Below are 24,831 nucleotides of genomic sequence, written 5' to 3' on the forward strand. Positions count from 1 at the left end.
TCACCCGTCGTCGGAGTCCGGAGACCGGGCGGCGCGCTCGTCGGTGAGTGTGCGGCCGGTGCGGTGGATCTGGTCGGTGAGGGCCGAGATCACGGTCGCGCTCGTGACACCGAGCACCACCAGGCCGCCCATCATGAGCCCCACGGCGATGGTGCGCCCCAGCACGGTGACCGGCACGAAGTCGCCGTATCCGACCGTCGCGATGGTGGCGAAGCCCCACCAGATCGCGTCGCCGAGATTGACGATGTTCGCGTGCGGGTCCTGACGCTCGGCCAGCCAGACAAGGGTGGATGCCGTGAACACGAAGAGGAACGTGAACATCGACACCATGATGATCAGCCGCATCCGCTGGCGTTGGGCGCTCGCCCGGAACCACGGAAGGCGCCAGAGATAGGCGAGGATCACGAACGGACGGACGTAGGCGAAGACGAGCGACACGGCCTCGAACCAGCGCGTGCGCAGGAAGACGCGGCGGTCGCCGCTGAGCAGGAACCGGACGGCGAAATCGGCGATGAACAGCGCCCAGCTCGCGGACACGACCGCGACCAGCAGCGCATTCCAGCCGGAGGGGAGGTGGGGGTCGGCCAGCAGCCAGACCCACGCCGCGAAGAAGATCAGCGACAGCGCGAACATGGGCCACGCCGTGCGTTCCTCCCAGTCGAGCGAGCGCTGCGAGACGCCGTGAGTCGATGCCTTCATGCGGCCAGGTTAGCGATCGGGCGCTGCCCGGGGCGTGGAACGGGACCTTATGAGGGGTCTAGTCGCAGGACGGACGGCGATTCTCCGGCGGTGATCTCGTCGCTGATCCGCAGCGACCTGGCCAGGTCGTCGACCGCGCCGATGACGATGCCGAACCGCTCGCGGTCCGCGCAGACGGCGGTGACGGTGATCAGGTGGGTGCCGGTGTCCCACGTGTAGGTCGCGAACGGCGGTGTCGTCGACGTCTCGGGGAGCGGCATCGCGAGCTTCTCGCCGACGCCGAGATAGGTGCCGCGGAAGGTCTCGGTGTCGTCGTACTCCATCGGCATCATGGCGCGTGCCGTGCGCAGTTGCGGGGTGAGCTCCTGGATCTGCGCCATCACGACGAGCAGGTCGGGCTCCGCCTTCCACACCCAGACGAGAACGCGCCCGGCGGCCTTGCGCATCAACGCGGGCGTGGCCTGGCTGATCGCCCACGCAGCGAACGCGCCGCCGGGGCGCGGCTGCGCGCCCGTCAGGCCGCCGGCCTGGCCGAGCAGCATCCGGATCGCCTTCTTGCGGGCGCGGCGCCCGCGGAACCCGAAGGACTCGGTCACCGGCATCCAGCGCGTCGGGTCGGCGTCCGCGTGAAGTCTCACCATGATTCCAGGCTACGTGCACGACGCCCGTGGCTCCGGGCTCGAAGAGGGTGCTCGGGTAGACTCGAGATCGGCACCCGCGCGATCGGCGGGGTGCCGCCGCCGCACAGATTGGCCCCGTACCCCGTGACCGGATCCGCGACGCCCGAGCCCTCCGCCCGCCGTGCTCCCGACCCCTCTCCTGGCCCGCTGACGATCGTCATCGCTGCCGACACGTTCGCGCCCGACATCAACGGCGCGGCCCGGTTCGCCGAGCGCCTCGCGGCCGGTCTCGCCGGCCGCGGCCACCACGTGCACGTGGTCACCCCGAGCGTCGGGCACCGCAACCACGGCGTGTTCACGGAGCACATCGAGGGGCAGGACCTCACCGTCCACCGCCTGCCCGGAGTCCGCTGGCCCCCGCACGACTGGCTGCGCTTCGTGTGGCCCTGGCGCGCCAAGCACTACGCGCGCAAGGTGCTGGATGCCGTGCAGCCCGATGTCGTGCACAGCCAGTCCCACATCGTGATCGGCCGGGGGCTCACGCGTATCGCGAAGCAGCGCGGCATCCCCGTCATCGCCACGAACCACGTGATGGCCGAGAACATCATCGACTTCACGACCCTGCCGCCGCTGCTCGACAAGTATGTCGTCAAGCTCGCCTGGGCCGATGCCAAGCGCACGTTCGACATGTCGCGCGCCGTCACGACGCCGACCCGCAAGGCCGCCGAGTTCCTCGAGCAGACGATCGACATCCACAACGTCATCCCGATCAGCTGCGGCATCGACAAGCGCAACTACGCGCCCGACCTCGCCCCGCGGGAGCACCACCGCGTGCTGTTCGTCGGGCGGCTGACCACCGAGAAGCACGTCGAGGTGACGCTCGCCGCCGTGGCGAAGCTCGTGCCCGAGCTGCCGAACATCACGTTCGACATCGTCGGCGGGGGCGACCAGCACCGCAACCTCGAGCAGGTGTCCCAGAAGCTGGGGCTGACCGACCGGGTCACGTTCCACGGCCGCGTATCCGAGGAAGAGCTGCGCGCGTCGTACGGCAAGGCCGATGTCTTCGCGATCGCCTCGATCGCCGAGCTCCAGTCCATCGCGACGATGGAGGCCATGGCATCCGGCCTGCCCGTCGTCGGGGCGAACGCCGTCGCGCTGCCGCACCTCGTCAATGACGGGGTCAACGGCTACCTGTTCGAGCCGGGCAACGTCGACGACCTCGCCGACAAGCTGCGTCGGGTCCTCACCGCCTCGCCGGAGGAGTACCTGCGCATGCAGCAGGCATCCCTCGACGGCGTCGAGATCCACGACATCGAGACGACACTCGACACGTTCGAGAAGCTGTACCGCGGCGAGCCGCTCGACGCCTGAGGCGGGGATACGCATGCGGCTCCTGTTCGACGCGCGGTACATCCGCACCGACTTCCACGACGGCATCAGCCGGTACTCGGCGGAGCTGGCCGCAGCCGTCCACGCGGCGGCGCCCACGCACGGGGTCGACGTGGTGTTCCTCGTCTGGGACGACGCCCAGATCCCGTTCCTGCCCGATGGGGCGCGGACCCTGACCATCCACGCGCCGACCGCCGTGCGTGAGCCGTTCACGGCGCTCCTGCTGAACCGCTACCGCCCGGATGCCGTGTTCTCGCCCATGCAGACGATCGGGTCGATGGGGCGTCGGTTCGGGCTGATCCTCACCCTGCACGACACGATCTATTACCGGCACCGCACACCCCCGCGCGACCTGCCCTGGTATGTCCGGCTCGGCTGGCGCCTGTTCCACCTGTCGTACGTGCCGCAGCGGCTGACCCTGAACGCGGCGGACGTCGTCGCCACCGTGAGCGAGACGAGCGCGGCGGAGTTCGCGCGCGTGAAGCTGACGAAGCGTCCCGTCGTGGTGATCCCGAACGCACCGCAGCGGCTCGCCGAGCTGCTCCCCGCCGACGTCGCGGTGGAGTCCGGAGCGCAGAACCTCGTCTACATGGGCTCGTTCATGCCCTACAAGAACGTCGAGACGCTCATCCGCGCAGCGGCGCACCTGCCCGGGCGGACGCTCCACCTGCTCTCACGCATCTCACCCGAACGCCGGGCCGAGTTGGCGTCGCTCATCGATCCCGCCGGTGCCGACGTCGTCTTCCACGGCGGGGTGACGGATGCCGAGTACGCGGCGCTCCTCGCCGATCGCGCGGTCCTGGTCTCGGCATCCCTCGACGAGGGCTACGGGCTGCCGGTCGCCGAAGCCGTCGAGATGGGCGTTCCCGCTGTCGTCACCGAGATGCCGATCTTCCGAGAGGTCGCCGGCGGCGGTGCGCTGTATGCGCCCGGGACGGATGCGGAGGCGTTCGCCGCCGGCATCCGCACGCTGGATGACCCGGCGACCCGCGCGGCCGTCGTGGCCGCCGGATCGGCGCACATCGCACGCTTCGACTGGGCGCGCTCGGCGGCCGTTCTGCTCGACGCCGTGGGCGCGCTGCCGCGGCGCCGGACACGATAACTCCGGCGATCCGAGCGACGAGAGGCCGCCGAATCGATGTGATCGTGCTGCCGATGCCCGGATCACCGGAGTTTTCGTGCGGCGACGGCGAGCGGGTCACGGTAGCCGGGACGGGTCGGTGGGGAGGCGGCGGTAGCCGTCGGTCCGCAGGGCACGGATGGTCGCCACGGTCGCGACGGCCGAGAGGATGCCGAAGACGGCGATGACGGTGAACATGGCAGAAACGCTACGACCGCGAGGATCACGCCACGAGTGGCAGAAGTGACTCCATGTGTATGATTTCTGCCATGAAGACCATCGCGTGCGTCGTGCAGCCCGGGTTCGCGCCGTTCGAGTTCGGCCTCGCGTGCGAGGCGTTCGGGCTCGACCGGTCGGATGACGGCATCCCGACCTTCGACTTCCGCATCGTCGCGCCTGACCCGGGCGTCGTCCCGAGCAACATCGGCTTCTCGATCAACGTCGACGCCGACCTCGCGTTCGCCGACGAGGCCGACCTCGTCGTGATCACGCCGATCCCGCGCGAGGCGTGGGGGTCTGTCGACGAGCGGGTGTGCGAGGTCGTGCGCCGCGCCGTTGCGCGGGGCGCCTGGGTGCTCACGGTCTGCAGCGGCTCGTTCGTCGTCGCCGCCTCCGGAGTCCTCGACGGGCGCCGCGCCACGACCCACTGGCGCTACGCCGACACGATGGCGCGCATGTACCCCGAGATCGAGGTCGATCCGAACGTCCTCTACGTGCAGGACGGGCGCATCATCACCAGCGCGGGAACAGCGGCGGGGCTGGATGCCTGCCTGCACCTGCTGCGCATCGAGCTCGGCGCCGAGATGACCAACACGATCGCCCGGCGCATGGTCGTGCCCCCGCAGCGCGACGGGGGGCAGGCGCAGTTCATCGCCGCGCCGCTGCCGGTGAGCACCTCGCTCTCACTGTCTCCGGTCACCGACTGGGTGCTCGAGAACCTCAGTCTCGACCTGTCGGTCGACCAGCTCGCCGCACGCGCGCACATGTCGCCGCGTACCTTCGCCCGCAGGTTCAAGGCCGACTACGGCACGACGCCCGCGGCGTGGCTCGCCCGTCAGCGGATCATCCACGCGCAGCGTCTGCTCGAGCAGACGGATCTGGGGCTCGACGCGATCGCGTTCGAGAGCGGCTTCGGCTCTGCGGCGGTGCTGCGGCAGAACTTCACCCGCATGCTCGGGCTCAGCCCCACCGCGTACCGCGCCCGCTTCGCGTGCGCGCCGGCGGCCTGAGTCTCACGCCGCGGGAGGCGCGCGCCCTCTTGTCGGCACCGTGCGAGGGGTGTTAAACTTGAGCCTAAGCGACTCAAGTTTGAGTCCCAGCAGTTTTCAGGAGAACACATGAACGCGCAGCCCCAGCCCGGGCAGGAGGAGCAGAAGAGCCCCCTCGAACAGTTCGGCATCAACCTCACCGACCGCGCCCGGCAGGGCAAGCTCGACCCCGTCATCGGGCGCGACAGCGAGATCCGCCGCGTCAGCCAGGTGCTCACGCGGCGCACCAAGAACAACCCCGTCCTCATCGGCGAACCCGGCGTCGGAAAGACCGCCGTCGTCGAGGGCCTCGCCCAGCGCATCGTCGCGGGCGACGTCGCCGAGTCGCTGAAGGACAAGGAGCTCGTCTCCCTCGACATCTCCGCGCTCGTCGCGGGCGCCATGTACCGCGGCCAGTTCGAGGAGCGTCTGAAGAGCGTCCTCAAGGAGATCACCGAGTCCGACGGGCGCATCATCACTTTCATCGACGAGCTGCACGTGCTCATGGGCGCCGGCGGCGGGGAGGGTTCGGTCGCGGCATCCAACATGCTGAAGCCGATGCTCGCGCGCGGCGAGCTGCGCCTCATCGGCGCGACGACGCTCGACGAGTACCGTGAGTTCATCGAGAAGGATGCCGCGCTCGAGCGCCGCTTCCAGCAGGTGTACGTCGGGGAGCCGTCGGTCGAGGACACCGTCGCTATCCTGCGCGGGCTCAAGGGCCGCTACGAGGCGCACCACGGCGTGACGATCGCCGACGCGGCGCTCGTGGCCGCGGCATCCCTCTCCAACCGCTACATCCCGAGCCGTCAGCTGCCCGACAAGGCCATCGACCTGATCGACGAGGCCATGAGCCGCCTCAAGATGGAGATCGACTCGTCGCCCGTCGAGATCGATCAGCTGCGCCGTCAGGTCGACCGCATGAAGCTCGAAGACCTCGCCCTCAAGAAGGAGAAGGACGACGCGTCGAAGGAACGGCGTACGAAGCTGCGCGAGCAGATGGATGCCGCGGAGTCCGAGCTCGCGACGCTCGAGGCCCGATGGGCGAAGGAGCGCGCGGGACTCAACCGCGTCGGCGAGCTGAAGAAGCAGCTCGACCAGGCCTACACCGACCGAGACCGGGCACTCCGCGAAGCGGACTACGCACGCGCGTCGAAGCTCGAGTACGAGACGATCAAGCGCCTCGAGCAGGAGGTCGCCGAGGCCGAGCGCGCCGAGGCGAACCCCGTCGGGGATCGCATGGTCAACGAGCAGGTGACCGACGAGGACATCGCCGCCGTGATCGCGGCGTGGACCGGCATCCCGGTGGGACGCCTGCTGCAGGGCGAGAGCGAGAAGCTCGTGCACCTGGAGGCGGAGCTCGGCAAGCGTCTGATCGGGCAGAAGGATGCCGTGAAGGCCGTCTCCGACGCGGTGCGCCGGTCGCGCGCGGGCATCAGCGACCCGAATCGGCCGACCGGCTCGTTCCTCTTCCTCGGCCCGACCGGCGTCGGCAAGACCGAGCTCGCCAAGGCGCTCGCCGAGTTCCTCTTCGACGACGAGCGCGCCATGGTGCGCATCGACATGTCGGAGTACGGCGAGAAGCACTCCGTCGCGCGCCTGGTCGGTGCCCCTCCCGGCTACATCGGGTACGAGCAGGGCGGCCAGCTCACCGAGGCCGTCCGGCGCCGGCCGTACTCGGTCGTGCTGCTCGACGAGGTCGAGAAGGCCCACCCCGAGGTGTTCGACATCCTCCTGCAGGTGCTCGACGATGGCCGCCTCACCGACGGTCAAGGGCGCACGGTGGACTTCACGAACACGATCCTGATCCTCACGTCGAACCTCGGTTCGCCGATCCTCATCGACCCGCTCCTGAGCGTCGAGCAGAAGCGCGAGCAGGTCATGGCGCTCGTGCGGACGGCGTTCCGACCCGAGTTCCTCAACCGTCTCGATGACATCGTGATGTTCGCGGCCCTCAGCGAGGACGACCTCGCGCAGATCGTCGAGCTGTCCGTCGACGCTCTCCAGCGGCGCCTCCACGACCGCCGGCTCACGCTCGCGGTGACGCCCGACGCGCGCGCCTGGCTCGCCGAGCGCGGCTACGACCCGATCTTCGGGGCCCGGCCGCTGCGCCGACTCATCCAGTCGGAGATCCAGGACCGCCTCGCGATGGCGCTGCTCTCGGGCGGTGTGCGCGACGGGGACCTCGTGCGGGTCGACGTCGCGGCGGACGGGTCGGGCCTCGTGCTCACGAGCGCGGGCGCACAGCCGGAAGCCTGACGCCGGGCGAGGCCGGCGGATCGACGAGGCTCAGGCGGGGTGGTCGCCGCCGGCGAGCTGATCGAGCAGGTGGTCGAGCACGTCGCCCAGCACCGCGAGGCCGTCGCGGACGCCGCCGCTCGATCCGGGCAGGTTCACGACGATCGTGCGGCCGGCGATGCCGGCGACGGCACGGCTGAGCAGGGCGGATGCCGAGGCCGCCGAACCCCGGCGGCGCACCTCTTCCGGGATGCCGGGCAGCTCGGCATCCAGCAGCGCGCGCGTCGCCTCGGGCGTCCGGTCGCCGGGCGCGATGCCCGTGCCGCCCGTCGTCAGCACGAGGTCGGGCTGGGCGGCGACGATCCGCTGCAGTGCGGCGGCGACGTCGGCATCCGCGACGACGACCGGGTCGACCTCGCCGAAGCCGTGCTCCTGCAGCCAGGTGGCGATGATCGGGCCCGTGCGATCGGTGTAGACGCCCGCCGCAGCACGGGTCGAGGCGACGAGGACGGCGGCCGTGCGGCTCACTCGATCGACCAGTCGCCGCTCTTGCCGCCCGACTTCGCGAGCACCTTGACGTCCGTGATGACGGCGCGGTTGTCGACGGCTTTGATCATGTCGTAGAGCGTGAGCGCCGCGATGTTCGCCGCGGTCAGCGCCTCCATCTCGACCCCGGTGACGCCGTTCGTGACGGCGGTCGCGACGATGCGCACGCGGTCGCCCTGCGGCTCGAGGTCGACGGCGAGCTTCGTGAGGGGCAGGGGGTGGCAGAGCGGGATGAGCGTCGAGGTCTGCTTCGCGCCCATGATGCCGGCGAGTCGCGCCGTGCCGAGGGCTTCGCCCTTGGGGAGGGTCCCGTCGGCGATGCGCGCGACGACCTCGGTCGTCGTCACGAGCACGGCCTGCGCACGCGCCTCGCGCCGCGTGACCGCCTTGTCGGTGACGTCCACCATGTGGGCGGACCCGTCGGCGCGCAGATGCGTCAGGTCACTCATCGATCCTCCAGATCTCCACCTCGGCGCCGGCCGGGAGGGCTGCGACGCCGATGGGCACGTGCACGAGCACCGTCGCGCGCGCGTAGTCGCGCAGCAGGTGCGAACCGGGCGCGCTCACCTCGACGGTACCGTCCGGACGCAGCGCGCCGCGACGCACCTGGTGCTTGTGCTCGGGTGACGAGATGTCATGAGCGAGCGGGGCGCGGTCGGTGGGGCGGTACGGCGCGAGCCCCGCCGCCCGACGCAGCACGGGTCGCAGGAACATCTCGAACGACAGCAGTGCGGACACGGGATTGCCGGGGAAGGCGATCACCGGCACCTCGCGCGCCGAAGCCACGCCCGGGTCCGTGCCGGTGCCGGTGTCGCCTGCGAGCCGCGCCGTTCCGAGCCCCTGCGGGCCGCCCGGTTGCATCGCGACGTGCCCGAATCGCACGCCGACCGGCTCCAGCGCGTCGCGGACGACCTCGAACGCCCCCGCGCTCACACCGCCGGTCGTCACGACGAGATCGACATCGAGAGGGGCGGTGATCGCGTCGCGCACGGCTGCCGCGTCGTCGGGGGCGAAGGCCGTCTCGACGAGCGCACCGCAGTCGACGAGGGCGGCGCGGAGCGATGACGTGTTCGCGTCGTAGATCTGGCCGCTGCCTAGGGCGGCGCCGGGCGCGCGCAGCTCGTGCCCCGTCGAGATGAGCAGCACGCGCACCCGCGGACGCACGAGGGCGGTCGTGATCCCGGCGGCGGCGAGGGCGCCCAGCTGGGCCGGGCCGAGGCGGGTCGCGGCATCCAGGATCGTGTCGCCCACGGCGAGGTCGGCACCCGCCGGGCGCACGTAGGTGCCGGGGGAGGTCGGCGCGAGGAAGGCGACCGCGGCATCCGCCGGCGCATCATGGATGCCGCCGCCGATGCCGACGAATCGGGGCGGATCGACGACCTCGATCGGCACGACGGCGTCCGCGCCGACTGGCAACGGCGCCCCCGTCATGATGGCGGTCGCCGAGCCCGGAGTGTGCGCGCCGACCGGATCGCCCGCCGCGCTCGTCCCTCTGATCGGCAGTCGGATGGATGCCTCTGCCGACGCATCCGCGATATCGGCGGCGCGCACGGCGTAGCCGTCCATCTGCGCGTTCGCGAACGGCGGCACCGCCACGGGGCTCGTCACTGCGACGGCGAGGACCCGGCCGAGCGCCGCGGAGCCCGAGAGGTCGACCCGTTCGGCGCGCGTCGGGTCGGCGAGGCGCGCGAGCACCGGCGCGAGCAGCGCTTCGACGGCGCGCGCGTGCTGAGCGGGCGTCGACGGGGGCGTCACGGTCACGGCGTCACCCGCCGGCGAAGGGCGGCAGCACGTCGACCTGGCGCCCGAGCGGATGTGCGGCATCGCATCGCGCGATGCCGTCGACGAGGAACGAACCCGACCGCAGCACGCGCGCCATCGGGTCGCCGTAGCGGCGCAGTAGCTCGGTGCGCAGGGTGCCGAGGGTCGCGTTCGCGTCGAGCACGAGCTCCTCCTGCTCACGCCCTGCGGCGTCGGAGGCCGCGGCGAAGTAGCGCACCGAGACGATCGACATGAGTGTCATCGTATTCTGTGAGCCATGAACCCGCTCGTCGAGCCGGGCCCGGCGCTGGGACCCGAGCACATCGCCCGGTACGGCCGCCAGCTGGCGCTGCCCGGCTTCGGTGAGCTCGCGCAGCGCCGCCTCCGTGCGGCGCGCGTCCTCGTGATCGGGGCGGGCGGGCTCGGGAGCGCCGTGGCTCCGGCCCTCGTCGGTGCCGGCGTCGGTGCGATCGGCATCATCGACGACGACGCCGTCGAGCTCTCGAACCTTCACCGGCAGCTCAGCCACGGCGTCGCCGACATCGGCCGCCCGAAGGTCGACTCGCTCCGGGACACCCTCCGCGCGATCGACCCCGACATCGTGGTCGAGGTCCACCGGGTGCGCGCGACGAGCGCCACCCTGCCCGGCATCCTGGCGTCCTACGACCTCCTCATCGACGGCAGCGACAACTTCGCGACCCGGTACCTCGCCGCCGATGCGGCCCAACTCGCCGGCGTCCCGCTCGTCTGGGGCTCGATCCTGCGCTTCCAGGGTCAGGTCGGCGTCTCCGGGCCCGGCCACGGGCCCGGCTACCGCGACCTCTTCGCCGCCCCGCCGGACGAGCTCGCCGAGGGCGAGGTGCTCTCATGCGAGATCGGCGGCGTGCTGCCGAGCCTGTGCACCGCCGTCGGCTCCTTCCTCGCGACGGAGGCGATCAAGCTCATCACCGGGATCGGCGAGCCGCTGATCGGCCGCGTGCTCTTCTACGACGCCCTCACGGCGCGGACGCGCGAGATCGCGTACGCCGCCGACGAGACGCGCGCACCCGTCACGACGCTCACGGATGCCGAGGCTCGCCGCGATACGGACGGCTCGGATCGTGACGACGCGGCCGTGTCCGCGGCCGAGCTGCTCCGCCGCATCCGGGCCGGCGAGCCGGTGCGCCTCCTCGATGTGCGCGGGCCGGATGAAGCGGAGCTCCAGCGCATCCCCGGCGGCGAGCTGCTGCCCCTGCCCGCTCTCGAGGCGGGGGCGAGCCCGGCGCCGGGAGCGGCGCTGATCGTCTACTGCGCGCAGGGTCCGCGCTCGCAGCGCGCCGCACGTGTGCTGAAGGGGCGCGGGTTCGAGGCCGCGTATCTCGCCGGCGGCATCCGTGCGTACGCGGACCTCGGCGGAACGGTCGAGACCGGCGCATTCGAGGTCGCCGCTGTCGAGGGAGCCCGGCCATGACCCTGTACGCGCACGTCGTCGAGGGCCCGATCGACGAGGCGGCCGTCCGCGACGCGGTGGGGTCGGATGCCGACGGCGCGGTCGTCCTCTTCTGCGGTGTCGTCCGCGATCACGACGGCGGACGCTCCGTGCGTGCGCTCGACTACCGCGCGCACCCCGATGCCGAGCGATTCCTGGCCGACATCGTCGCCCGCGTGAACGCGCAGACCGGATGCCTCGTCGCCGCCGTGCACCGCGTGGGCGACCTCCGCATCGGCGATGTCGCACTGTACGCCGCGGCATCGGCGGGCCACCGCGCCGAGGCGTTCGCCGCGTGCGAGCTGCTCGTCGAGGAGATCAAGCGCGGCGTGCCGATCTGGAAGCGTCAGCACTACGACGACGGCGTCTCGGAGTGGATCGGCCTCTGAGCGTGATCTCGATACACCGGCGCTGCGCGCCGGCACTCGATCACCGAAGGGCTCCCCGGAGCCGCGCTGCGCGCCGGCACTCGATCACCGAAGGGCTCCCCGGAGCCGCGCTGCGCGCCGGCACTCGATCACCGAAGCCCGCCCCGGAGCCGCGGGTGTCAGCCGCCGATGTAGCTCATCTCGATGCGCGGGCGGGCGGCGCGCAGCTCCGGCGTGAGACTCGCGCGCTCTTCGGAGTAGCGGTCATCCCGTGCGCCCCAGATGGATGCCATTGCCGCCGCGAGCTCGTCATCGCTCGCCCCGCCGCGCAGAAGCGCCCGCAGATCGTGCCCCTCCGTCGCGAACAGGCACGTGAAGAGCTTTCCCTCCGTCGAGATCCGTGCGCGGTTGCACGTGCCGCAGAAGGTGTTCGTGACCGAGGAGATGACGCCGATCTCTCCGCCGCCGTCGAGGTAGCGCCAGCGGCGGGCGGTCTCGCCCGGGACCGCGGCGGGGATCTCCTCGAGGGGGAACAGCGCCGCGATGCGGGCGACGATCTCGGCGGCGGAGACGACCTCGTCGAGCTCCCAGCCGTTCGATGTGCCGACGTCCATGTATTCGATGAAGCGCAGGGTGTAGGGCGTGCCCTTGAAGCGTGCCGCCATCGCCTCGATCTCGCCGTCGTTCAGGCCGCGCTTGACGACCATGTTGAGCTTGATCGGCCCGATGCCCGCGGCGTGGGCCGCGCCGATCCCGTCGAGGACGCGTGACACGGGGAAGCGGACGTCGTTCATCCGCTGGAACAGCTCGTCGTCGAGCGAGTCGATCGACACCGTCAGACGGTCGAGCCCGGCATCCTTCAGCGCCTGTGCCTTGACCGCGAGCGCCGACCCGTTCGTCGTGAGCGCGATCTCGAGGCGATCTCCGTCGGGGGTGCGGAGCGCCGCGAGTCGGCCGATGAGGTCTTCGACGCCGCGTCGCAGCAGCGGTTCACCGCCCGTCAGACGCAGCTTCCGCACTCCGTGGCCCGCAGCGACCCGGGCGATCCGCTCGATCTCGTCGAACGACAGCAGTTCATCGCGGTCGAGGAATGCGTAGTCGCTTCCGAACACCGCGCGCGGCATGCAGTACACGCAGCGGAAGTTGCACCGATCGGTGAGGGAGATGCGGAGATCGCGCAGGGGCCGGCGGAATCGGTCCGCGAGCATGCCCGTCGAGGGGAGCCGCTGCGCGTGCGCGGCTCGAGCCGTGCGCGGCGCCGTCGCTGTGATCGTCATCGCCCGCCCCCCGTTTGGCTGGCAACAGTAGCACTGCTCACTCCGAGGATCGCGTGGAGACCTCGCCCTCGTCGACGTGGAAGACGAGGCGCGCTCCCGTGGCGACCCCGAGCGCCGCGGCGGTGGACGATGGGCAGACCACCGCGATGTCCGGGGCTTCCCGGCAGGTGAGGCGGATGCCGCCGGGCACCGGCTCCATGAGGTCGATCGTGCCCGCCCACGCGTTGTCGGCGTTCCCGAGGCCTTCCGCACCTGTAGCGAGGGGGCGCAGCCGTACGGCTGCGGGGGCGAAGGCGACCGAACCGGGCGCGCCCTCCGCGGGAGCCGTGCCGTGCCCGCGGAAGCGCAGGTCCGGTCCCGAGAGCGCCGGCACCCGGACAGCGCCGTCGGCCGTGCCCGTGCCGCGCAGGAGGTTCACACCCGCGACGGCGGCGACGAAGGGCGAACGCGGGTGGCCGAGCACCTCGGCGGTCGCGCCCTCCTGCTCCACCCGGCCCTCGCGCAGCACGATCGTGCGGGCGGCGAGCACCACGGCATCCATCGCGTCGTGCGTCACGAGGACGATCGGGATCGCGACGCGATCGCGCAGCTCCGCGACGATGCGGCGCACCTGAGTCGCGGTGAGCGCGTCGAGGGCCGCGAACGGCTCGTCGAGCAGCAGCGCGTCGGGGGCGGCGGCCAGGGCGCGCGCGATCGCGACCCGCTGCTGCTGCCCGCCGGAGAGCTGATGCGGTCGCCGGGCGGCGAGCTCCTCGAGCCCGACTGCGGCGAGATGCTCCCGCGCCCGTTCTCGCGCCGTGTCTCGCCGCACGGCCTGGGCGCGAGGGCCGAAGGCGACGTTCTCGAGGGCTGTGAGATGGGGGAACAGCAGGGCGCGCTGGCCGAGCATCCCGATCCGACGCTCCTCGGCGGGCACGCGGGCGCCGAGCGCACGCTCACCCAGCGTGACCGTCCCCTCGGCGTCCGGGCGATGACCCGCGATGGCGCCGAGCAGGGTCGACTTGCCCGACCCGTTCGGCCCGAGCACCGCGACGACCTCCCCCGGCTCGGCGCGCAGCGCCACGTCGAGCGTGAAGCCTCCCGTGCGGCAGCGGATCTCGGCGGAGAGAGTCATCGGATCGCGTCGGCCTTCCACCCGCGCATCAGCACGAGAACGGCCACCGCGACGGCGATGAGCAGCAGCGAGAGCGCGATCGCGGTGTCTTCGCCGACGCCCGCGCCGTTGAAGGCGGTGTAGATCGCGAGGGGCATCGTGCGCGTGACCCCCGGCGCGTTGCCGGCGAACAGGGCCGTCGCGCCGAACTCGCCGAGCGCCCGCGCGAAGCAGAGCACCGTGCCGGCGACGAGTCCCGGTGCGACGAGCGGCAGGGTCACCCTCCGGAACACCGTGAAGCGCCTCGCTCCGAGGGATGCCGCGACCGCCTCGTGCGCCGTGCCGTTCGTGCGCAGGGCGCCCTCTACCGAGATCACGAGGAACGGCAGCGCGACGAACGTCTGCGCGATGACGACCGCGACGGTCGTGAACGGGATGCGCACGCCGACGAGGGCGAGGGCTCCGCCGAGCAGGCCCGCACGGCCGAACAGCGACAGCAGCGCGATCCCGCCGACGAGCGGCGGCAGCACGAGCGGCAGCGCGGTGAGCGTGCGGAGCGCTGCCGCGAGGGGTCCCGTGCTCCTCGCGATGACGAGCGCAAGCGGGACACCCAGCACGAGGCAGATGACGGTCGCGAGGGATGCCGTCGTGAGCGACAGGGCGAGGGCCTGCAGGGCGGCCGGCGCGGCGATCGCCGCCGGCACGCCCGCCCAATCGAGGCGCACGAGGAGGGCCACGAACGGCATCGCGAGCAGGAGCGTCGCGATGCCGGCAGGCACGATCAGCCACGCGGGCGGGCGCCGACGCGCCCCCGCGGAGGCCCGCGGCGCCCCCGCGGGGGTCACGGTGCTCCCGCCGCGGTCACGGCGCTCCGAAGCCGAAGCTCTTCAGTACCTTCTGGCCGTCCGCGGAGAGGACGAACGCGACGAACGCGCGCGCCGCCTCGGGGTTCGGGGCCGCCGTGAGCGCGGCGATCGGGTAGACGTTCGTCGCGGCATCCGCCCCGTCGATCTCGACGCCCGAGACGGCGTCGCCCGCGGCGGTCACGTCCGTGCGGTAGACGAGGCCCGCGTCGGCCTCGCCGGACTTCACCTTCGTGAGGACCGCAGTGACGTTCTGCTCCTCGCTCGCGGGCGTCAGGGCGACGCCCGCGGCGGTGAGCAGCTTCTGCGCGGCCGAGCCGCACGGCACCTCGGCGGCGCACACGACGACTGTGAGGCCCGGAGCGGCGAGGTCCTGGAGCGACGAGATCTTCTTCGGGTTGCCGGGGGCGACCGCGATCTCGAGGGTGTTCGTGGCGAACGGCGCGGCCGCCGCCGCGAGGGCGGCGTCCGTCACCTTCGCCATGTTCTTCTCGTCGGCCGACGCGAAGACGTCGACGGTCGCGCCGCCGAGGAGCTGCGTCGCGAGCACCGACGAGCCGTCGTAGCTGATCGGCGCGACATCCAGACCCGGGTGGAGCTGCTCGAACTGCGTCGCGAGCTCGTCGAACGCGCCGGAGAGGGATGCCGCGGCGAAGATCGTGAGCTCCCCCGTCAGCTCGGGCCCGGCGCTCGCCGTCGGCGTGGGCGCGGCGCTGGAGGCGGCATCGGTCGACGCGCCTCCAGAGGCGCACCCCGCCAGAGCGAGGGCGGCGGCGACGGTCAGTGCGGCGAGGGCGTGGCGGCGGAGCGTGATCATACGGGGGTGTCCTTCTCGGTCTCGAGGATGACCATCGTCGCCTTCACGACGGCGACGGCCTTGGATCCGATCTCCAGCTGCATCTCGCGCGCGGCTTCGGAAGACATGAGGGTGACGACGCGGTGCGGACCGCACTGCAGTTCGACCTGCGCCATCAGGCCGTCGATCTCGACCTTCGTGACGAGCCCGGTGAAACGGTTGCGCGCGCTCCGGCGCACGCCGCCCACGTCGGCGACGTCTGCGGCGAGACTCTGCGCGAGGCGCGCGAGCTGTGCGCCGTCGACGACCTGGCGCCCCGCGCCGTCGTGCGAGATGTCGAGGGTGCCGTCCGCGCCCCATCGGCGGACGGTGTCGTCGCTCACGCCGATCAGGGAGGACGCCTCACTGATCCTGAAATGCGTCATGAGAGGGACGATAGTTCCGCATCTGCGGAACGACAAATGGGGCTGCCGCTCCGGCGTGCGCACGGGCACGAAAAAGGTGGCGCGAACGCCGGGGAACCCGTCAGGGATCTCGGCGTACGCGCCACCTCTGCACGCGGTGTGCGCGGTGTGCGCGGCTCAGGCGTTGACGACGAGCGAGTCCGCGATCGGGCGTCGTGTGCGCGGGGCGAGCTCGCGCTCACGCAGGGCGTCCGGGGCGGCCTGGACGTCGCCGAGCGTGCCGACGGCCATGACCGTGACGGCGGCGATGTCCTCGCCGAAGCCGAAGGCCTCGGCGATCTGGTCGCGGTGGAACCCGCCCATCTGGTGCGTGTAGAGGCCCGAGGCGTGGGCCTGCACCGTGAAGTGCGCCGCGGCCTGGCCCGTGTCGTACGCGGCCCACGGCAGCGGCTTGCCGTCGAGGGATGCCGAGGCGGCGAACACGACGAGCGCCGCGGCATCCGCGGCCCAGGACTGGTTGAAGCCCATGAGCGCGGCGACGATCTGCGCGTGCTCGGGCGTGCCGCGACGCGCGACGACGAAGCGCCAGGGCTGCGAGTTGTTGGCCGACGGCGCCCACCGGGCGGCTTCCAGCGCGCTCGCGAGAGCGGCCTCGTCGATCGGGGTCTCGGCGTCGAAGACGCGGGTGCTCCAGCGCTCGGCGAGCACGTCGAGGATGGGGGCTTCGGTGACAGCGGCGCTCATGGTGCCTCCTGGGTGTGTGAACGGGCCTGGGTGTGTGAACAGGGAGGGACGTCGTCGGCCCGGAACTTCGAGACGGGTTCGGAGAACCCGGTGCATGCAACGGTATGCACCCCGCCGGTATTCCACGGAATCCACGGCGGCGGAAGAATCCGCAGACTTCGCGGCGCGACCCCCGGCGGCGTGGCCGCCGTCGGCGTAGCGTGGCATCCATGACCACCATCGCGACCGCCGACCTGTACGACGAGCGCGGAGACGCGCTCGACTCGCTCGCGCTGCAGCTGCACGACATCGGCGGTCGCGTCGCGTTCCACGGGCCCGTCCGGACGATCCGCTGCCACCGCGACAACGCGCTCGTCAAGGCGACGCTCGCGACGCCCGGCGACGGCGCCGTGCTCGTCGTGGACGGCGGCGGCTCGCTCGAGTCGGCCCTGGTGGGGGATCTGATCGCGGCATCCGCCGTCGAGCACGGCTGGGCGGGGATCATCGTGCACGGTGCGATCCGTGACCGCGAGGCGATCGGCAGACTGCCCCTGGGGCTGAAGGCCCTCGGGTCGAACCCGCGCAAGAGCGCGAAAGCGGGGATCGGCGAAGTGGACGTGCCCGTCGAGATCGGCGGCGTCGTCTTCCGCCCCGGCGTGCACGTGTGGGCCGACGCCGACGGCATCCTCGTCGAGCGATGACAGGAGTGATCATGGTGACGATCGACAACGCATTCTCCGGCTTCTCCGTCGACGACATCGCCGCCGCGGAGCGGTTCTACGGCGGGAGCCTCGGCCTCGACGTCCGCGTGAACGAGATGGGGATCCTCGAGATCTCCCTCCCCGGGGGCGGGCACGCGATCGCCTATCCGAAGGGCGACCACACCCCGGCCTCCTTCACGATCCTGAACTTCGGCGTCGCCGACATCGACGTCGCGGTCGACGAGCTGAACGCGGCGGGCATCGTCACGAAGATCTACGACGACCCCGACTACGGCACCGATCGGCGCGGGATCTCGCGCGGGCGCGGGCCCGACATCGCGTGGTTCCGCGACCCCGCGGGCAACGTCCTGTCGGTCATCGCGGATGCCGCGAGCGACGCCCGAGCGGACGCCGGTGCCGAGTCCGGAGCCTCCGAGGACTGACGCTAGGGCTGACGCCGGCACCCGCTACAGTGTGGACGGGCGGCGCCTGCCGCCCCGGCCGCACGGCCGCAGGGGAGCTGTCTGGGAGGTCGGATGCCGCTCATCTTCCTCTGCGCCTTCCTCGCGATCGCGCTGTGGTCGCTCGTCGAGCACCGGTTCGCGCGCTACGGCGTCGCGGGGCCCGCGGCACTCACCCTCGCCGGCGCCGCGCTCGTCTTCATCGATGTGAACGGGTTCGCCGCCGCCGTCGCGGGCGAGGCCGCGGAGCACGTCGTCGAGCTGATCCTCGCGGTGCTCCTGTTCGTCGACGCGTGCGAAGTGCGGGGCGGAGTCTTCGGCGGTCAAGGTCGGGCGACCGCCCGGCTCGTGCTCATCGCGCTCCCGCTGTCGCTGCTCGCGGTGGTGATCAGCGGCATCTGGATGCTGCCGCACCTCAACGTCTTCGTGCTGCTCGTCATCGCCTGCGTCGTCATGCCCACCGACTTCGCGCCCGCCGCGACCCTTCTGCGTTCACCGCGGATCCCGCCGCGCGTGCGACAGATCCTCAACGTCGAGAGCGGGTACAACGACGGCCTCGTCTCACCCGTGTTCGCGATGGCGCTCGCCGCCGCGGTGGTCCTTCCGACGCTCCTCGCCGCCGCCGACGCCGACACCATCGACGCCGCCACGGAGGCGCAGCTCGAAGAGCACCTCGCCGAGTTCATCGCGGCGTTCTTCGGCGCCGTGCCGGCGACCCTCCTCGCGGTCGTCATCGGCGTCGTCTTCGGCGGCCTGTTCGGTTTGCTCGCCCGCCTCGCGCACAGCCGCGGGTGGGCGGCGGCGGGCGGCATCCGCTACGTCATGCTGATCGTGCCGCTGCTCGCGTTCGGCACGGCGACGATCTCGGCCGTCGCGGCCAACGGATTCGTCGCGGCGTTCGTCGCCGGTATCTTGTACCGCCTCATGCGCACGCGCGGCACGACCGAGCACGCCATCCCGCACACCGAGGTGCTGCTCGTCGAAGAGGCGGGTACCCTCGCCGCGAGCCTCGTCTGGTTCGTGCTGGGCGCGATGACGGTCGTCGTCATCCTGGACGGGTTCGATCTGAGGATGCTCCTCGTCGCCGCGCTCGCGCTGACGGTGTTCCGCGTCGTGCCGGTGTACCTCGCGATGCTCCGGTCGCCGGTGTCCTGGCGTGAGCGCACCATGATCGGCTTCATCGGGCCGCGCGGCACGGCGACGATCGTGTTCGGTCTGCTGGCGTTCAACAAGCTGCCGGATGCCGAGGCCTACGACGTCCTCGCGGTCATGGTCTTCACGGTCGTCGGCAGCATCCTCATGCACGGCGTCATCGCGCCGCGGATCGTGAACCGCGGCGCGATGACGGACCGGGGCCTCAGCCCCGCAGCGCCTCCGTCAGCTTGACGCGCGCGCCCATGCGCAGCAGCGAGTTCTCGTAGATCTTCGCGCCGACCCAGATCGCGCCCACGCACGTCGCGGCGAGGATGCCGAGGGACAGCAGGGGCTCCCACCACTGCGCCTCGCCGGTGAACAACCGCATCGGCATCCCCACGGGGGCCGAGAACGGCACGTACGACATGATGCCGAGGACGAGCGGGTTGTCGTTGAAGAAGATGACGAGGAAGTACGGGATCATGATCAGGTAGATGAGGGGTGCGGTCGTCGAGCCGACGTCCTCCATGCGCGAGACCATCGCGGCGGCCGCGGCGAACAGCGCCGCGAGCAGGATGAACCCCAGCAGGAAGAACACCGCGAACCACGCGAGCGGCGCGCCGATCACCTGCAGCACCTCGCTCTGCCCCGTGACGGTGAGCCCGACGACGGCGATCGCGGCGAGTACGAGGATCTGCCCCATCGCGAGGATCGTGTTGCCGAGCACCTTGCCCGCCAGGAGCGCCCGCACCGGGATCGCCGAGATCAGCAGCTCCACGACGCGGGTCTGCTTCTCCTCCACGACGCTCTGCGCGATCGTCGACCCGAACAGCTGTGCCGAGAGCAGGAAGACGATCCCCAGGCCGATCGCGACGATGTAGCGGAGCCCCGGATCCGTCGTGGACGGGTTCAGCAGCTCGACCGTCGGCACGTGCGCGAACGTCATGAGGAGCGACGTCGGCGCGCTGTCGTCGGCGATGAGCGCGAAGCCCGTCGGCGAGGCGGAGTCGGCGACGATCGCGGCGGTGACGTCGCCCGACTCGACGAGCGCGTCGGCGGCGGCGCGGTCCGCGACATCCGTCACCTCCAGGTTCGGGATGCCGCTGACGTACTGCTGCGCGTCGGCGGTGACCGCGACCGACGTCGTCGAGACGGTCTTCGCCTGGAACCCCGCCCACACGACGAGCGCGAGCGCGCCGATGAACAGGATCGCGAACGAGATGATGAAGGCCTTGCTGCGCAGCTTCGACGCGATCTCGCGCTCGGCGACGAGCCACGCGCTCTGCGCGAAGCTCGGGGCGGCGGGGGCGGGAGGGGTTGCGGGGGCGGCCGCGGCGGTGCCGGCGGCAGGGGTGGTCGTGGTCACTGGATGACCTCCTTGAAGATCTCGGCGAGCGAGGGATGCTGGGGGGTGAAGCCGCGTACGGCCCCGGCGGCGAGGGCGCGCTGCAGCACGCGCTGCGCCGTCTCGTCGGTATCGGTGCCGAACTGCGCGTAGCCGCCGTCGAAGTCGAGGACGGCGACGCCCGGCTCGTCGCGCAGCCATCCGAGGTCGGCATCCGAGACGAGTTCGAATCGGCGCTGCGCGTGCTCGGCGCGCAGCGCCTCGCGCGTTCCCGCGGCGCGGATGCGGCCGTCGGCGATGATCACGAGCTCGTCGCACAGCCGCTCGACGACATCGAGCTGGTGCGAGGAGAAGAGGACGGCCACGCCCTGTGCGGCGCGTTCGGCGAGGACCCCCGCCACGACGTCGACGGCGAGCGGGTCGAGGCCCGAGAACGGCTCGTCGAGGATCAGCACCTGGGGTTCGTGCACGAGTGCCGCGGCGATCTGCGCCCGCTGCTGGTTGCCGAGCGACAGCGTCTCGACGTTGTCGCCGAGGCGCTCCCCGAGGCCGAGCTGCTCGAGCAGCGCGCGGGCGCGGTCCGTGGCATCCGCCGTCCCGAAGCCGTGCAGTCGCGCGAGGTAGACGATGTGCTCGAGCACCTTCATCTTCGGATAGAGACCACGCTCTTCCGGCATGTAGCCGAAGAGGCGCCGATCGGCGGGTGTCACCGGTGCGCCCCCCAGGGTGACCGCGCCGCCGTCCTTGGCGAGAACGCCGAGGATGATCCGCATCGTCGTCGTCTTGCCCGCCCCGTTGCCGCCGACGAAGCCCGTCATGCGGCCGGGGACGACCGTGAACGACACGTCGTCGAGCACGCGGTGCGTGCCGTAGCTCTTGGTGATCCCGTTCAGTTCCAGCATGCTTCCGACGCTAGGGGCGCCGGATGCCGCGCACCTCCCCCGCGCGGCGGATTCCGCTCTCCCCGTTGCGGTGGAGAGCTCCGCCGAGTGTCCAGGACACGCGGAATCCGAGCTCTCATGATCCGCGTGTCTTGGACACTCGACGCGGCCGACGCGGCCGACGCGCTCAGGCGAGCCCGTGGCGGTGGGCGTAGACGACGGCGGCCACGCGGTCGCGGACGCCGAGCTTCTGCAGCACGTTCGACACGTGCGTCTTCACGGTCGCCTCGCCGATGTAGAGCTCCGCGGCGATCTCGGCGTTGCTGCGGGCATCGGCGAGCAGGCGCAGGACGTCGTGCTCGCGCTCGGTGAGCGTCTCGAGCGCCGCCGTCGTGCGGGAGTTCGCGCCGGGGGACGCCGCGAACCGCTCGATCACGCGTCGCGTCACCGCGGGGGCGAGCAGCGCGTCGCCGGCCGCCGCGACTCGCACCGCCTCGACGAGCTGCTCGGGCCCGGCGTTCTTCAGCAGGAAGCCGCTCGCGCCCGCGTCGAGCGCCTGGAAGAGGTAGTCGTCACGGTCGAAGGTCGTCACCACGACGACGGCCGCGCGCAGCGCGGGGTCGGCGACGATCCGCCGTGTCGCGTCCAGGCCGTCCATGTCGGGCATCTGCACGTCCATGCAGATGACGTCGGGTCGGCAGTCGGATGCCGCCGTCAGCGCCTGCACGCCCGTCGCCGCCTCGCCGACGACGGTGATGTCGGGCTGCGCCTCCAGGATCATCCGGAACCCGGCGCGCATGACGGCGTGGTCGTCCACGAGGAGGACGCGGATCGCGTCGCTCATACCCGCTCCGCTCCGGTCCGGCTCGGCGCGTCCGCCGCGGCATCCACCACCGTGCTCGGAACGTGCAGCCGCACCCGGAAGCCGCCGCGCGGGCGCGGGCCGGCGTCGAGGGTCCCGCCGGAGGCCGCCGCCCGCTCGCGCATGCCGACGAGACCGAGGCCGGGGCGCGTCGCCACCGCGGTGCGGCCGACGTTCGTGACCTCCAGCTCGACACCGTCGGCGCCGTACCGGACGCGCACGTCGGCGGTCGCGCCGGAGCCGCCGTGCCGACGGGCGTTCGTCAACGCCTCCTGCGCGACGCGGTACACGTTGACCTCGACGAGCTCGGGGAGGGGGCGGGCCTCGCCGACGATCGTCAGCGTCGTCGGCAGGCCGTTGGCGCCCGCGTGCGCGACGAGTTCGGGCAGGGCGCTCAGGTGCACCGTCGAATCACCCGGCGTCTCGGCATCCGGCGTGCGGAGCGTGTCCAGCAGCTGTCGCAGCTCGACGAGGGCGTCCCGGGCGGACTGCTCGACCGCCTCGAGCCCCGCCCGCGCGGCGGCGGGGTCGCGGTCCAGCACGACGCGTGTCGCCCCCGCCTGCACGCCCATCGCCGACACGTGATGCGCGACGACGTCGTGCAGCTCGCGCGCGATGCGCACGCGATCGAGCGCGACGGCCTGGGCGGCCGTGAGCTCGCGCTCGCGTTCGAGTTCGACGGTGCGCGCCTCGAGCGCCGCCCGCGAGCGCGCCTGCATCCACGCGCGCTCGCCGAACAGGTACGCCCCGCCGAAGAAGGCGGCGTTCACGAGGAACTGCAGCACCATGTACGCCGCGAAGGGCGAGAAGAGCCCCGCCCGCGACAGATTGCCGTCCTCGCCGGCGGACGCCTGGAACGTGACGACCGTGAGCCACACGAACATGCCGACGATCACGAGCACGCGCGCCAGGGTCGCCCGGCGCCGATCCTCGACCCACGCGCCGACCGTGTACATCGCGATGAAGAGGGTGACGTTGCCGACATAGACCTCGGGGATCCGCAGCGACACCCCCGCGAAGAACGCCACCGCGATGACGACGAGGACGGCGATCGGCATCCGCCGTCGGAACGCGATCGGCACTGTCAGCGCGACCGCGTACAGGAGCGCCCACGAGAACGGTGCGGACTCCGTGCCGTAGACGCTCGCCGTGCTTCCGAGCCACGCGCTGAGCACGGCGGCGACGAGCAGACCGGCGGCGAGCCACGCGTCCTGCCGGCGCTGCGCCGCGGTGAGGCGCTGTGCCGCGGTCGATGGAGGCACGAGGGTCGGCTCGCTCATCCTTCAAAACTACGGGGGAATCGGATGCCACAGCCTCCCCCGTGCGGGGGATCCGGGCGACGCGGTGGCGGCCGCGGCACCATCACGCTCAGCAAACTGACAGGAGATCGACATGTCGCATCCACCTGCCGCGCAGTCGTGATCTCTACACTCAAGCGAGTGACGAGCGCCCCCCAGCACGCCCCTGAGCCCCTCGAAACCCCCGTCCACGCGACGGAGGGCCGGAGCTCGGGCGCCTGGCAGGAACGCATCTCGGCTCTGCGTGACCCCTTCCTGCGCGCCGCGCAGACGCCTCGCGGCCTCATGATCGGCTTCGCCGTCGTGCACGCGATGTTCTTCCTCGCGCTCCTGCCGACCATGATCTCCGGCCAGACGCAGGGCGATCTGCCGCTGTACCGTCTCTGGGCGGAGCAGGCGAAGCTCGGCTACTGGCCCGTGATGGACATGCCGTGGGTCTACCCCGCCGGTGCACTCGCACCCATCATGGGAGCGATCGCGGCCGGCGCCTACAACTACCAGCTCGGCTGGTTCGTGCTGATGATCGGCGCGAACCTCCTCGCGGTGCTCGCCCTCACGGGCAACCTCCGTCGCCGCTCCGGCTACCGCGCGGCGTGGTACTGGCTCGCCATCGTCCTCCTTCTCGCGCCGGTCTCGATGCTGCGCCTGGAGGGCTTCTCGGCTCCGCTCGCGATCGCCGGTCTCGTCGTGCTGCTGCGTCGCCCCGCCGTCGCGGGCGCCCTGATCGCGGCCGCCACCTGGATCAAGGTGTGGCCCGCCGCGATCGCGGCGGCGGCGGTGACCGTGGCATCCACGCGTCTGCGGATCATCTTCGGCGGCATCGTCGTGACCGCCGTCATCGCGGCCAGCGTCGTGGTTGCCGGCGGGGGATCGAACCTGCTGAGCTTCGCGACGATCCAGGGCGACCGTTCGCTGCAGCTCGAGGCGCCCGTCGCGACGCCCTGGGTGTGGGCGACCGTCCTCGGCATCCCCGGCTCGCAGATCCAGCAGAACTACGTGCTCGCGACGCGCGAGGTCGCCGGGCCCGGGGCGCACCTCGCGGGCGAGGTCGTCGGCTGGCTCATGCCGATCTCGTTCGTCGTCATCGTGCTGCTGCTCTGGCGCGCGCGGCGCCTCGCGGTCTCGCAGAACCGCCTCACGCCCCAGCTCGAGCAGAAGCTCGTCCTGAGCGGCAGCTTCGCCCTCACCGCGGCGCTGATCGTCTTCAACAAGGTCGGGTCGCCGCAGTACATGATGTGGCTCGCCCCGATCGTGGCCGTCGGCCTCGCGGTCGCGCCGGCCGCGTGGAAGCGCGCCGCGCAGTGGATGGCGGCGACCTGCTTCCTCACGACGCTCGTCTTCCCGATCCTGTACATGCCCCTCATCGACGGGCACCCGTTCGCCGCATTCGTGCTGCTCGCGCGCAACGCGATGGTCGTCGGGCTGTTCGTGTGGGCGGTCGTCGCGCTGTGGCGTGCCGGCAGCGAGACGGTGCGCGAGCGCGACAGCGTGCTGGTCACCGCGCCCGTCATGGCGATCGCGCGCGGCTGAGCGCGGCGCG

At 71.7% G+C, this 24,831-nt stretch carries 26 protein-coding genes; 10 read left to right on the top strand and 16 right to left on the bottom strand.

Going from position 1 to position 24,831, the window contains the following annotated elements; genetic code table 11:
- Together J0I43_RS09230 and J0I43_RS09235 are read right to left on the bottom strand one after the other, a co-directional pair.
- Positions 1-699 carry a potassium channel family protein gene (locus J0I43_RS09230; RefSeq protein ID WP_292862404.1) on the bottom strand — a complete coding sequence of 233 codons (699 nt, stop codon included), beginning with the start codon at positions 697-699 and terminating at the stop codon, positions 1-3.
- 47 nt (positions 700-746) lie between these two features.
- Positions 747-1,340, bottom strand: coding sequence for a hypothetical protein (locus J0I43_RS09235; protein ID WP_292862407.1), 594 nt, complete (start codon positions 1,338-1,340; stop codon positions 747-749).
- 123 nt (positions 1,341-1,463) lie between these two features.
- Here J0I43_RS09235 and J0I43_RS09240 point away from each other — a divergent pair, with 123 nt between their 5' ends.
- The 4 genes from J0I43_RS09240 to J0I43_RS09255 all read left to right on the top strand — a co-directional run bounded on the left by J0I43_RS09240 (position 1,464) and on the right by J0I43_RS09255 (position 7,331).
- Positions 1,464-2,690, top strand: a complete 1,227-nt coding sequence (locus J0I43_RS09240) for a glycosyltransferase (RefSeq protein WP_292862410.1) — start codon at positions 1,464-1,466, stop codon at positions 2,688-2,690.
- 13 nt (positions 2,691-2,703) lie between these two features.
- Positions 2,704-3,810 (top strand): glycosyltransferase family 1 protein, encoded by a 1,107-nt coding sequence (locus J0I43_RS09245; RefSeq protein ID WP_292862413.1) that lies wholly within the window; start codon positions 2,704-2,706, stop codon positions 3,808-3,810.
- 287 nt (positions 3,811-4,097) lie between these two features.
- Positions 4,098-5,057: a GlxA family transcriptional regulator gene (locus J0I43_RS09250; protein ID WP_292862416.1), complete on the top strand. Its 960-nt coding sequence runs from the start codon at positions 4,098-4,100 to the stop codon at positions 5,055-5,057.
- Positions 5,058-5,165: 108 nt separating this feature from the next.
- Positions 5,166-7,331, top strand: a complete 2,166-nt coding sequence (locus J0I43_RS09255; RefSeq protein ID WP_292862419.1) for an AAA family ATPase — start codon at positions 5,166-5,168, stop codon at positions 7,329-7,331.
- A 30-nt stretch (positions 7,332-7,361) separates the two neighbouring features.
- On the opposite strand, the gene J0I43_RS09260 is transcribed toward J0I43_RS09255, so the two are convergent.
- Genes J0I43_RS09260 through J0I43_RS09275 form a run of 4 tightly spaced genes read right to left on the bottom strand, consistent with a single transcriptional unit; the run spans position 7,362 to position 9,870 of the window.
- On the bottom strand, positions 7,362-7,838 hold the full coding sequence (locus J0I43_RS09260; RefSeq protein WP_292862421.1) for a MogA/MoaB family molybdenum cofactor biosynthesis protein: 477 nt from the start codon (positions 7,836-7,838) through the stop codon (positions 7,362-7,364).
- Entirely contained in the window at positions 7,835-8,305 is a 471-nt protein-coding gene (moaC, locus tag J0I43_RS09265) for a cyclic pyranopterin monophosphate synthase MoaC (RefSeq protein ID WP_292862424.1), read from the bottom strand. The genes J0I43_RS09260 and moaC overlap by 4 nt, the downstream gene beginning before the upstream one ends.
- A complete protein-coding gene (gene glp, locus J0I43_RS09270) occupies positions 8,298-9,617 on the bottom strand; it encodes a gephyrin-like molybdotransferase Glp (protein WP_292862427.1) in 1,320 nt (439 codons plus the stop codon). The genes moaC and glp overlap by 8 nt, the downstream gene beginning before the upstream one ends.
- 4 nt (positions 9,618-9,621) lie before the next feature.
- Entirely contained in the window at positions 9,622-9,870 is a 249-nt protein-coding gene (locus tag J0I43_RS09275; protein ID WP_292862430.1) for a MoaD/ThiS family protein, read from the bottom strand.
- A gap of 24 nt (positions 9,871-9,894) precedes the next feature.
- On the opposite strand from J0I43_RS09275, the gene J0I43_RS09280 reads away from it, so the two are divergent.
- Positions 9,895-11,067, top strand: coding sequence for a ThiF family adenylyltransferase (locus J0I43_RS09280; RefSeq protein WP_292862433.1), 1,173 nt, complete (start codon positions 9,895-9,897; stop codon positions 11,065-11,067).
- A complete protein-coding gene (locus J0I43_RS09285) occupies positions 11,064-11,474 on the top strand; it encodes a molybdenum cofactor biosynthesis protein MoaE (RefSeq protein WP_292862436.1) in 411 nt (136 codons plus the stop codon). Before J0I43_RS09280 ends, J0I43_RS09285 begins: the two co-directional genes overlap by 4 nt.
- Positions 11,475-11,632: 158 nt before the next feature.
- Here the strand turns inward: J0I43_RS09285 and moaA are convergent, their stop codons facing one another.
- The 6 genes from moaA to J0I43_RS09315 all read right to left on the bottom strand — a co-directional run bounded on the left by moaA (position 11,633) and on the right by J0I43_RS09315 (position 16,630).
- On the bottom strand, positions 11,633-12,661 hold the full coding sequence (moaA, locus tag J0I43_RS09290; RefSeq protein ID WP_367267549.1) for a GTP 3',8-cyclase MoaA: 1,029 nt from the start codon (positions 12,659-12,661) through the stop codon (positions 11,633-11,635).
- Positions 12,662-12,767: 106 nt separating this feature from the next.
- Positions 12,768-13,844, bottom strand: a complete 1,077-nt coding sequence (locus tag J0I43_RS09295; RefSeq protein ID WP_292862441.1) for a sulfate/molybdate ABC transporter ATP-binding protein — start codon at positions 13,842-13,844, stop codon at positions 12,768-12,770.
- On the bottom strand, positions 13,841-14,569 hold the full coding sequence (locus J0I43_RS09300; protein WP_292863226.1) for an ABC transporter permease: 729 nt from the start codon (positions 14,567-14,569) through the stop codon (positions 13,841-13,843). Before J0I43_RS09300 ends, J0I43_RS09295 begins: the two co-directional genes overlap by 4 nt.
- Before the next feature lie 115 nt (positions 14,570-14,684).
- Positions 14,685-15,503, bottom strand: a complete 819-nt coding sequence (gene modA / locus J0I43_RS09305; protein WP_292862444.1) for a molybdate ABC transporter substrate-binding protein — start codon at positions 15,501-15,503, stop codon at positions 14,685-14,687.
- The gene (locus tag J0I43_RS09310) at positions 15,500-15,907 is read right to left on the bottom strand and encodes a molybdopterin-binding protein (protein WP_292862447.1); all 408 of its coding nucleotides are present in this window, start codon (positions 15,905-15,907) and stop codon (positions 15,500-15,502) included. The genes modA and J0I43_RS09310 overlap by 4 nt, the downstream gene beginning before the upstream one ends.
- Before the next feature lie 156 nt (positions 15,908-16,063).
- Positions 16,064-16,630, bottom strand: coding sequence for a nitroreductase family protein (locus J0I43_RS09315; RefSeq protein WP_292862450.1), 567 nt, complete (start codon positions 16,628-16,630; stop codon positions 16,064-16,066).
- Positions 16,631-16,839: 209 nt separating this feature from the next.
- Between J0I43_RS09315 and rraA the strand changes: the two genes are divergently transcribed.
- The 3 genes from rraA (at position 16,840) to J0I43_RS09330 (ending at position 19,157) form a co-directional block, all read left to right on the top strand.
- Entirely contained in the window at positions 16,840-17,310 is a 471-nt protein-coding gene (gene rraA / locus J0I43_RS09320) for a ribonuclease E activity regulator RraA (RefSeq protein ID WP_292862452.1), read from the top strand.
- A gap of 11 nt (positions 17,311-17,321) precedes the next feature.
- On the top strand, positions 17,322-17,753 hold the full coding sequence (locus J0I43_RS09325; protein ID WP_292862455.1) for a VOC family protein: 432 nt from the start codon (positions 17,322-17,324) through the stop codon (positions 17,751-17,753).
- Positions 17,754-17,846: 93 nt separating this feature from the next.
- On the top strand, positions 17,847-19,157 hold the full coding sequence (locus J0I43_RS09330; protein WP_292862458.1) for a cation:proton antiporter: 1,311 nt from the start codon (positions 17,847-17,849) through the stop codon (positions 19,155-19,157).
- Here J0I43_RS09330 and J0I43_RS09335 read toward each other — a convergent pair.
- From J0I43_RS09335 to J0I43_RS09350, 4 genes are all read right to left on the bottom strand, one after another.
- Positions 19,129-20,160, bottom strand: coding sequence for an ABC transporter permease (locus tag J0I43_RS09335; RefSeq protein ID WP_292863229.1), 1,032 nt, complete (start codon positions 20,158-20,160; stop codon positions 19,129-19,131). The genes J0I43_RS09330 and J0I43_RS09335 overlap by 29 nt on opposite strands.
- Before the next feature lie 107 nt (positions 20,161-20,267).
- Positions 20,268-21,152 carry an ABC transporter ATP-binding protein gene (locus J0I43_RS09340; RefSeq protein ID WP_292862461.1) on the bottom strand — a complete coding sequence of 295 codons (885 nt, stop codon included), beginning with the start codon at positions 21,150-21,152 and terminating at the stop codon, positions 20,268-20,270.
- A 166-nt stretch (positions 21,153-21,318) separates the two neighbouring features.
- Positions 21,319-21,975 carry a response regulator transcription factor gene (locus J0I43_RS09345; RefSeq protein WP_292862464.1) on the bottom strand — a complete coding sequence of 219 codons (657 nt, stop codon included), beginning with the start codon at positions 21,973-21,975 and terminating at the stop codon, positions 21,319-21,321.
- On the bottom strand, positions 21,972-23,273 hold the full coding sequence (locus tag J0I43_RS09350) for a histidine kinase (RefSeq protein WP_292862466.1): 1,302 nt from the start codon (positions 23,271-23,273) through the stop codon (positions 21,972-21,974). The genes J0I43_RS09345 and J0I43_RS09350 overlap by 4 nt, the downstream gene beginning before the upstream one ends.
- A 159-nt stretch (positions 23,274-23,432) precedes the next feature.
- Here J0I43_RS09350 and J0I43_RS09355 point away from each other — a divergent pair, with 159 nt between their 5' ends.
- A complete protein-coding gene (locus J0I43_RS09355; RefSeq protein ID WP_292862469.1) occupies positions 23,433-24,821 on the top strand; it encodes a hypothetical protein in 1,389 nt (462 codons plus the stop codon).
- The last annotated feature ends 10 nt before the right edge of the window (positions 24,822-24,831 follow it).

The sequence above is a fragment of the Microbacterium sp. genome (genome assembly GCF_017305435.1).
In the GTDB taxonomy this organism is placed as follows: Bacteria; Actinomycetota; Actinomycetes; order Actinomycetales; family Microbacteriaceae; genus Microbacterium.